1 protein-coding gene is annotated in these 825 nt (G+C 62.2%); it reads right to left on the reverse strand.

Annotation, left to right across the window (positions count from 1 at the left end; genetic code table 11):
* Window positions 1-66: 66 nt before the first annotated feature.
* Entirely contained in the window at window positions 67-777 is a 711-nt protein-coding gene (locus tag KBI52_RS01180; protein WP_210804828.1) for an IS6 family transposase, read from the reverse strand.
* Window positions 778-825: the final 48 nt, after the last annotated feature.

Consider the following 825-nt stretch of genomic DNA (forward strand, 5'->3'; position numbering starts at 1 on the left):
CGGTACTGTCAACTTGGCGCGAAGTCGGCGCAGCTGGCGCCGACATAGCCATCATGTCAGCCCAAATCAGCCGACGAGGGCAGTACCAGTCGCATCGCGCCACGTAGTGAAGGCGCGATCCCGCGCAGTCCGGTACTCACTGGCGGAAAGACGGTGACGGCGGAGCTGGAAATGATTGTGGATCGGGGTGTGGGTGGCGAGAAACTGCTGAGCCTGCCGGACTGACTTGAACCGCCGCATGTGGCGCTCCCGCCGTCGGGTGGATTGGTGCGAGACCTCACAGCGGTTGTTCAGGTATCGGCTCCGACGGTGTTCGACGCCCGGCAGGATCTCACGTTTTGCTGCCCCATAGGATCCGAGTTTATCCGTCACGATCACTCGTGGCACGTAGCACAAGCCCTTCAGCAGCTTGCGGATGAACCGCATGGCCGCCTTCTTGTTGCGGCGGCTCTGGACCAGCACGTCGAGCACATTGCCGTGCTGATCAACGGCTCGCCAGAGGTAGTGCAGCTTGCCGCGGATGCGCACGAACACCTCATCCAAGAACCATTTGTCGCCGGGCTTCGGTCGGCGCCGCTTGAGACTGTTGGCGTAGGTCCGCCCGAAGCGCAGGCTCCACTCGCGGATCGTCTCGTAGCTGACCACGACCCCTCGCGCCGCGAGGATCAGCTCAACCTCCCGCAAACTCAGGCTGAAGCAGTGATACAACCAGACGGCCTGATTGATGATCTCGGCCGGGAAGCGGTAGCCGCGGTAAGGACTGGACGTTGTGCTCATGTCCGAGACCCTGCCATAGGCCCCGGATCTTGCCAACTTGACAGTACC

The organism is Microvirga sp. HBU67558, from assembly GCF_018069605.1.
GTDB classification, from domain to species: Bacteria; Pseudomonadota; Alphaproteobacteria; order Rhizobiales; family Beijerinckiaceae; genus Microvirga; species Microvirga terrae.

Excerpts from the sequence above, each read along its gene's own strand:
- KBI52_RS01180 (WP_210804828.1), bottom strand. The coding sequence starts at position 777 with ATGAGCACAACGTCCAGTCCTTACCGCGGCTACCGCTTCCCGGCCGAG.